The following is a 373-nucleotide window of genomic DNA, read 5'->3' as shown; positions in this document are numbered from 1 at the left end:
CCTTCGCGATGCTGTGCTGATCGACCGAATTAGAACTGTTCATCGGGATAATTACGGCGTCTACGGCGTGCGGAAAATGTGGCATGCTCTCCGCCGCGACGGAATTGATATCGGGCGTGAACAAACCGCCCGGCTGATGCGCTTGGCCGGTGTTTCTGGCAAAGGCAAAGGCGGATCACCTATCACAACCCGAAAAGCTAACGTGCCTGATCTGCGCCCGGACTTAGTCGAGCGTGAATTCAAAGCTTAAGGGCCCGAATAAACTGTGGGTGGCCGACATTACGTATGTGCGCACGAAGAAAGGCTTTGTGTACGCCGCGTTTGTCACCGACGTTTACTCTCGACGGATCGTTGGGTGGGCGTTATCAGATTC

Annotated in this window: 1 pseudogene; it reads left to right on the top strand. The window is 54.7% G+C overall.

The annotated features are described in order from the left end of the window. Window positions 1-373, top strand: a pseudogene (locus HMPREF2656_RS12340) (IS3 family transposase); the annotation flags it as partial.

Source organism: Corynebacterium sp. HMSC034B08 (assembly GCF_001835805.1).
GTDB classification, from domain to species: Bacteria; Actinomycetota; Actinomycetes; order Mycobacteriales; family Mycobacteriaceae; genus Corynebacterium; species Corynebacterium coyleae.
Note: the sequence above shows the minus strand (reverse complement) of the source record. Positions and strands in the feature narration are given on the sequence as shown.